The following is a 7,338-nucleotide window of genomic DNA, read 5'->3' as shown; positions in this document are numbered from 1 at the left end:
ACTCGAGTAGCAATTGCTTTGCCTGAATCAATAAAATATTTAACTTGCGGTAAGTATTGCTGAATTTCTTGCTTAATTAAAGGAAAGTGAGTGCAACCTAATACCACGGTATCTAAATCGGCTATATTTTTCCATACATCAAGTTCATTCGCTAAAGTCACTAAATCTAACGAAAAACCATTTAATTTTTGTTCTGCCTGTTCCACTAAAACGGTGGAACCCAGCTTTTCCACTTGGCAATGCGCAGCATAATTATTGATTAAATCAGCAATATATTGACGTTTCACTGTGCCTTTTGTTGCTAATAAACCTATACGTTTGGTTTGAGAAATTTCTGCGGCAGGTTTAATCGCAGGCACCGTGCCGACTATAGGCAAATTAAAGGTTTGGCGCAATGCGGGCAGCACAACGGTACTTGCGGTATTACAGGCAATCACAATTAAATCAATCGGATAGCTGGCATTGATGGTTTGGCATATTTTGACAGTACGCTCAATAATCATGGCTTCGCTTTTTTCTGAATAAGGAAAAAAAGCATTATCAAAGCAATAAAGATAATGACAATATGGCAACAAGGCGCGCACTTCACTATAAACACTCAAGCCGCCCATGCCTGAATCAAAAAATAATATGGTAGGTCTATTCATAAAAATATCTCATTTTTCACCGCACTTTTCTTTGCGCTACGTTATCTTGTTAGGCTTGGCTATATATTTCACGCTGATTTAACCAGCGTTTTATTAACGCTTCAGCGACATCAGGATATTGCATAATTAATTGTTTGGCATAATACTGAACTGTTGGGATCATTTTGCGATCGCGCATTAAATTTGCTACTTTAAATTCTGCCACGCCTGTTTGTTTTGTTCCTAACACTTCACCTGGACCACGAATTTCCAGATCTTTTTCTGAAATATAAAAGCCGTCTTGGCTTTCACGCAGCACTTGTAAGCGTTTTTTCGACACCTTGCCCAACGGCGGTTTGTACATTAGCACACAAAAAGAAGCCGTACTTCCACGTCCTACTCGCCCACGCAACTGGTGAAGTTGAGATAAACCAAGGCGTTCAGCATTTTCAATAATCATCAAGCTGGCATTAGGGACATCGACGCCCACTTCAATTACCGTTGTTGCCACCAACACATCTAGCTCGGCGGCTTTGAAACTTGCCATAATCTCTTGTTTTTCAGCCGGTTTCATTCGCCCGTGAACTAAGCCAATCCGTAAATTTGGTAGAGCTTTGGTTAAATCATCCCAAATAGCTTCCGCTGCTTGCGCTTCCAGCACTTCACTTTCATCAATGAGCGTGCAAACCCAATACGCCTGCCGTTTTTCATTTACGCAAGCCTGATACACGCGCGCGACAATTTCTGCACGGCGCTCTTCTGAAATGGCAATGGTGGTGATCGGCGTTCGCCCCGGCGGTAATTCATCAATAATAGAGGTATCCAAATCGGCGTAAACCGTCATTGCTAAGGTGCGCGGAATAGGGGTTGCGGTCATAATCAGCTGATGTGGATAATTTCCTGATTTTTCGCCTTTTTCGCGTAACATTAAGCGTTGATGTACGCCAAATCGGTGCTGTTCATCAATAATTACTAAGGCGAGAGCATTAAATTCTACGTCCTGTTGAAATAAGGCGTGCGTCCCCACAATCATCTGCACTTCGCCTGCTTTCATCTGTTCTAGCACGGCTTGGCGAGCCTTGCCTTTGACTTTTCCTGCTAGCCAACCGACTTTGATGCCTAAAGGCTCAAACCAATTTTGAAAATTGGCAAAATGCTGTTCCGCCAGAATTTCTGTCGGCGCCATAAGTGCCACTTGCTTTTGATTGTCAATTGCCACCAGTGCAGCTAATGCCGCGACCAAGGTTTTTCCCGATCCCACATCGCCCTGCACTAATCGCATCATTGGGTAAGACTTTTGTAAATCCTGCTCAATATCCTGCACAACACGGCTTTGCGCATTAGTCGGACTAAATGGCAAACGCTGTAAAAATTGCTGTTTTAGATCGGTTTGATACTGCAATGGCAAGGCAAAAAATTGTTGAATATTTGACCGCACTTTTTGCATCGCTAAATTATGTGCTAATAATTCTTCAAAAATTAACCGCACTTGCGCAGGGTGCAGCCCTTTTTCCAACATTTCTAAAGAAACATCAGGCGGTGGGCGGTGCAAAAATCGGATCGCCTCTTTTAAGCTGTAAGGATAAGGATTGAATTCATCAGGTAGAATTTCTGGCAGCTGGATTTTATCAAGCAAAGCCAGCGCTTGATCCGTTAATTTGCGTAAAGAATTTTGCTTTAAGCCTTCTGTGGTGGGATAAATTGGCGTCAGAGTTTCGGCCATTACCAAAGGGGCATCATCACGAATAATTTGATATTCAGGGTGATGAATTTCCGCCATAAAACGACCGCGCTTCACTTCGCCAAAGGCTTTTACTCGTGCGCCCACTTGGAAACTATTACGCATTGCGGCGTTAAAATTGAAAAAACGTAAGGTTAATTTTGATGTGCCGTCCGATACCACCACGGTTAAAATAGGACGGCGTCCAAACTGCACATCGCAAAGCTGAACCGTTGCGCTAATCGTGGCATATTGTTCAGGGCGAAGATCGATAATAGGCGTAATTCTTGTGCGATCTTCATAACGGCTAGGCAGATGAAAAAGCAGGTCTTGCAGATTATTAATGCCAATTCGGCTCAATTTTGCCGAGATCGCCGCCCCGACACCAGAAAGCGTGGTAAGCGGAACTGCACCAAGAATTTCCGTAGCCATTAGCGATTTATATTACGTTCAATGCTGACAAAACCCGGTATTGTTTTGATTTTTCGCATAATTTGACTTAAATGATGGGTATCTTTTGCCGTCAATAACACCACGATTTGATATAAACGACCGTCTTGCTCTTCCGTCCAAATGCTGTGAATATTGCTATCCATTGCAGAAATATTAGAGGTTAAATTCGGTAGCACCCCGTGTTGATTGATCATTTCAATGCGTAATTCAGTTTCAAATTCCACTTTATTATCGCTTTTCTCCCAAGTAACTGGGGTGAAATGTTCAGGGTTTTCTTTTCGATTACGCAGATTTGCACAAGCTTCGTGATGCACCACTAAGCCTTTACCTGGGCTTGCATACGCCACTATTGGATCACCTGGGATTGGGTGACAACATTGCGCAAAAGTGGTAAGCAGACTTTCATTGCCGTTAATGGCAAAAATATTTTTATTGTTGCTGAGATCGCCGTCTGTATCAATTTCAATACTTTCGCCTAATAAACGATAAGCGATCACAGCACTCATTTGATTACCTAAACCAATTTCTGCCAATAAATCTTCAAAACGATTCAGTTTCAAATCGCCTAATAACTGTTCGATACGCTGAGCAGGAATTTGCTCTAACTTATGTGGTAATAATGCATTGGTAAGCTGGCGTTTGCCAAGAACGATCGCCGTATCTGAACGCAGATTTTTCAGTGCGTGGCGAATATTAGAACGGGCTTTTGCGGTTACCACAAAATTTAGCCAGCCCCCATCAGGTTGGGCTGTCGGTGCAGTGATAATTTCAATGGTTTGCCCTGATTGCAATGGTTGTGAAAGCGGATAAGGTTTGCGATCCACATTGGCTGCAATACAGGCATTGCCGATGCCTGAATGTACGGCATAAGCAAAATCCACCGGTGTTGCGCCCACTGGCAATTCAACAATACGCCCTTTCGGGGTGAACACATAAATTTCTTTCGGGAAAAATTCTGATTTGACACTTTCAATAAACTCAAAAGAATTACCCGCACTTTGCTGTAATTCAATTAAACTTTGCAGCCAACGTTGTGCACGAATTTGTGCGGTGGTGGTATCATTCTTACCACCTTGCTTATACGCCCAATGCGCTGCCACTCCCATTTCTGCCATTTGATCCATTTCTTCCGTGCGGATTTGCACTTCCACGGGTACACCGTGTGGACCAATCATCGAGGTATGCAGGGATTGATAGCCATTTGCTTTCGGCACAGCAATATAGTCTTTGACTCGACCTGGTCGTGGCTTGTATAGGCTATGTACTTGACCCAATACGCGGTAACAGGTGTCAACATCCTCTACTACCGCCCTGAAAGCATAGATATCCATAATCGAATCAAATTGCTGATCTTTTAAGCGCATTTTTTGGTAAATCGCATAAAGATGTTTTTCCCGCCCAAATATACGCGCTTCAATCCCCAAATTTCTTAAGCGTGTGCTAATTTCATCAGAAATTCGTTCGATCATATCTTTACGATTTCCGCGTGCTATTTGAATAACTTTTCGTAGAACCGCATAACGCTGTGGGTGCATAGCCTCAAAGCCAAGATCTTCCAGTTCATTTTTGATATGTTCGATCCCTAGCCGATGGGCTAGTGGGGCGTAAATTTCCAAGGTTTCTTTTGCAATTCTACGCCGTTTGTCAGGGCGTAAGGCACCAAGAGTACGCATATTGTGGGTGCGGTCAGCCAGTTTAATCAGAACAACGCGAATGTCTTTGGTCATCGCCAAAATCATTTTGCGGAAATTTTCCACTTGTGCTTCTTGGCGGGTACGGAATTTGAGCTTATCTAGTTTAGAAACGCCTTCAACAATTTCAGCAACACTCGCGCCAAATTCTTCTTTGAGTTGTTCTTCGGTGTAAGGGGTGTCTTCAATTACATCATGCAATAATGCGCCCATCACGGCTTCGTGATCTAAACGCATTTCTGCAATAATTGCTGCGACTGCGACAGGGTGAGTAATGTACGGCTCGCCACTGGAGCGAGATTGTCCTTCGTGTGCATCTCTTGCGATAACGTATGCACGTCTTACTAATTCAATTTGTTCAGGCGGTAAATAGCCTCGGATAATATGCTCTAAACGTTCAAATAAGTACAAAGGACACCTAACTTTTTATTCAAATTTTATTGCCAATGATAAAAATGGAACAAAAAACAACCGCACTTTTATCGTTTATGAAGATAGTAAAGATACTGCGTGATGCTCTGTTGCTTCTTGCTCTAAAGCATCTTGGCGCTCGTGCGCATTCATAATTTCGTTGTTAATCAAGCCTTTTTCAATTTCACGCAAAGCAATTACCGTTGGCTTATCATTATCTTCTGGAACTAAAGGTTCACGAACATGTAATTGTAATTCTCTTGCACGACGTGCTGCGGTTAAAATTAAATCAAAACGGTTACCAATTTGCTCTACCGCATCTTGCACTGTTACACGAGCCATAAATTTACTCCAAGTCAGTTAAAAATTATTCAATAAATAAAAGGGATCTAATGATACTAAAATGTCAATTATTTTGCCAGTAATTGATGAATTAAAGCAATATTTTGCGCTTGTTGATAGCGTTTAGTTAAACATTCTGCACGCAAAATATGTTGCAAATCCGCCACTGCTTGCTCGAAATTATCATTAATAATCACATAATCATATTCATCATAATGGGACATTTCACTGGTGGCTTTTGCCATACGATCAGCAATGACTTCTGCACTATCCTGCCCGCGTCCAATTAAACGGCGTTCCAATTCTTCAACCGAAGGGGGTAAAATAAAAATACTTTTAACCTGCGGCAATTTAGCACGAATTTGTTGCGCCCCTTGCCAATCAATATCTAAAAAAACATCAATGCCCTGCGCCAAACTTTTTTCAATGGTCGGCAAGGAGGTACCATAATAATTGCCGCCAAACACTTGGGCATATTCCAAGAACACATCTTGTTCGATTAGACGTTCAAATTCGTCTTTACTGACAAAATGATAATGCACACCGTTCACTTCTCCGGGGCGCGGCGCACGCGTGGTATGGGAAACAGAAACCATCCTTTCACGCCCATTGTCTTTCGCCAATAAGGCGGCGATTAAAGACGATTTCCCCGCGCCGCTTGGGGCAGAAATAATATAAAGGTTACCTTGGCTCATCATTTATCCTTAATTTTCATCAAATTTCATTCATTATGCCGATAAATCAGAAAAAAATCATTAGAAGTGCGGTGTTTTTTTACTTAAAATTTACAAAATAAAAACAAGCTAACTGGCTGTTCCGCAAAGTTTTGATGTAGATCACAAATGTTTTGCGGTTTTCTTGCGAGTTAGTTTCACCCTACCTAAAAAGCGTGCTATAATCCACCACGAACGGAAAATAGAATGCTTTCTATGCACCGTAACCCTTTTGTTTAACTTAAATTATAGGTGAAAAACTTATGGCTATTAAAATTGGTATCAATGGTTTCGGCCGTATCGGTCGTATCGTATTCCGTGCAGCACAACAACGCGATGACATCGAAGTTGTAGGTATCAACGACTTAATTGACGTTGAATATATGGCTTATATGTTGAAATATGATTCAACTCACGGTCGTTTCGATGGCACTGTTGAAGTGAAAGACGGTCATTTAGTGGTAAACGGTAAAACAATCCGTGTAACGTCTGAGCGTGATCCTGCAAACCTTAAATGGAACGAAATCGGTGTTGATATCGCCGTTGAAGCAACAGGTATCTTCTTAACAGATGAAACTGCTCGCAAACACATTGAAGCAGGCGCGAAAAAAGTTGTGTTAACTGGTCCTTCTAAAGATGCAACGCCAATGTTCGTAAACGGCGTAAACTTTGATACTTATGCTGGTCAAGACATCGTTTCAAACGCATCTTGTACAACAAACTGTTTAGCACCATTAGCGAAAGTAATTAACGACAAATGGGGTATCAAAGACGGTTTAATGACAACTGTTCACGCAACAACTGCAACTCAAAAAACAGTTGATGGTCCTTCTGCGAAAGACTGGCGTGGTGGTCGTGGTGCTGCTCAAAACATCATTCCATCTTCAACAGGTGCAGCGAAAGCAGTAGGTAAAGTAATTCCTGAATTAAATGGTAAATTAACGGGTATGGCGTTCCGTGTTCCTACACCAAACGTGTCTGTCGTTGATTTAACTGTAAACCTTGAAAAACCAGCAACTTACGCTGAAATCTGTGCAGAAATCAAACGTGCTTCTGAAAACGAATTAAAAGGCGTTTTAGGCTACACTGAAGATGCAGTAGTATCAACAGACTTCAACGGCTGCGCATTTACATCTGTATTTGATGCAGAAGCTGGTATCGCATTAACTGATACTTTCGTTAAATTAGTATCTTGGTACGATAATGAAACTGGTTATTCAAACAAAGTATTAGACTTAGTAGCACATATTCACAACTACAAAGGCTAATTAAAAACCCTTTAAAATTAAGCCGCACTTTTAAAGTGCGGTTTTTTTTCGCAAAATTTTTCTCGCCCACTTCCCTGCTGATTTTTCGCGAAGAAAATGTTGTCTCTTCTATAT

The 7,338-nt window shown here is 41.7% G+C and carries 6 protein-coding genes (1 of these 6 only partly in view); 1 reads left to right on the top strand and 5 read right to left on the bottom strand.

The annotated features are described in order from the left end of the window. The 5 genes from murI to gmk all read right to left on the bottom strand — a co-directional run. Positions 1 to 647 carry the 5' portion of a glutamate racemase gene (murI, locus tag L5B71_RS06845; RefSeq protein ID WP_265757625.1) on the bottom strand. Its footprint begins 142 nt before the window's first position, so only the first 647 of its 789 coding nucleotides appear in the window; its start codon is at positions 645 to 647; the stop codon falls past the left edge of the window. 49 nt (positions 648 to 696) lie between these two features. Continuing rightward, positions 697 to 2,778, bottom strand: coding sequence for an ATP-dependent DNA helicase RecG (gene recG, locus L5B71_RS06840; protein WP_265757624.1), 2,082 nt, complete (start codon positions 2,776 to 2,778; stop codon positions 697 to 699). Continuing rightward, the gene (spoT, locus tag L5B71_RS06835; protein ID WP_265757623.1) at positions 2,778 to 4,901 is read right to left on the bottom strand and encodes a bifunctional GTP diphosphokinase/guanosine-3',5'-bis pyrophosphate 3'-pyrophosphohydrolase; all 2,124 of its coding nucleotides are present in this window, start codon (positions 4,899 to 4,901) and stop codon (positions 2,778 to 2,780) included. The genes recG and spoT overlap by 1 nt, the downstream gene beginning before the upstream one ends. A 75-nt stretch (positions 4,902 to 4,976) precedes the next feature. Continuing rightward, positions 4,977 to 5,243: a DNA-directed RNA polymerase subunit omega gene (gene rpoZ, locus L5B71_RS06830; RefSeq protein WP_265757622.1), complete on the bottom strand. Its 267-nt coding sequence runs from the start codon at positions 5,241 to 5,243 to the stop codon at positions 4,977 to 4,979. A gap of 68 nt (positions 5,244 to 5,311) precedes the next feature. Beyond that, on the bottom strand, positions 5,312 to 5,938 hold the full coding sequence (gmk, locus tag L5B71_RS06825; RefSeq protein WP_265757621.1) for a guanylate kinase: 627 nt from the start codon (positions 5,936 to 5,938) through the stop codon (positions 5,312 to 5,314). Positions 5,939 to 6,219: 281 nt separating this feature from the next. On the opposite strand from gmk, the gene gapA reads away from it, so the two are divergent. Continuing rightward, a complete protein-coding gene (gene gapA / locus L5B71_RS06820) occupies positions 6,220 to 7,224 on the top strand; it encodes a glyceraldehyde-3-phosphate dehydrogenase (protein WP_265757620.1) in 1,005 nt (334 codons plus the stop codon). Positions 7,225 to 7,338: the final 114 nt, after the last annotated feature.

It is taken from the genome of Avibacterium sp. 21-586 (assembly GCF_026226775.1).
GTDB lineage: Bacteria > Pseudomonadota > Gammaproteobacteria > Enterobacterales > Pasteurellaceae > Avibacterium.
This window is presented reverse-complemented; position numbering and strand designations above follow the sequence as displayed.

Coding starts and splice junctions, on each gene's coding strand:
- recG (WP_265757624.1), bottom strand. CDS start 2,778: ATGGCTACGGAAATTCTTGGTGCAGTTCCGCTTACCACGCTTTCTGGT.
- gapA (WP_265757620.1), top strand. CDS start 6,220: ATGGCTATTAAAATTGGTATCAATGGTTTCGGCCGTATCGGTCGTATC.
- gmk (WP_265757621.1), bottom strand. CDS start 5,938: ATGAGCCAAGGTAACCTTTATATTATTTCTGCCCCAAGCGGCGCGGGG.
- rpoZ (WP_265757622.1), bottom strand. CDS start 5,243: ATGGCTCGTGTAACAGTGCAAGATGCGGTAGAGCAAATTGGTAACCGT.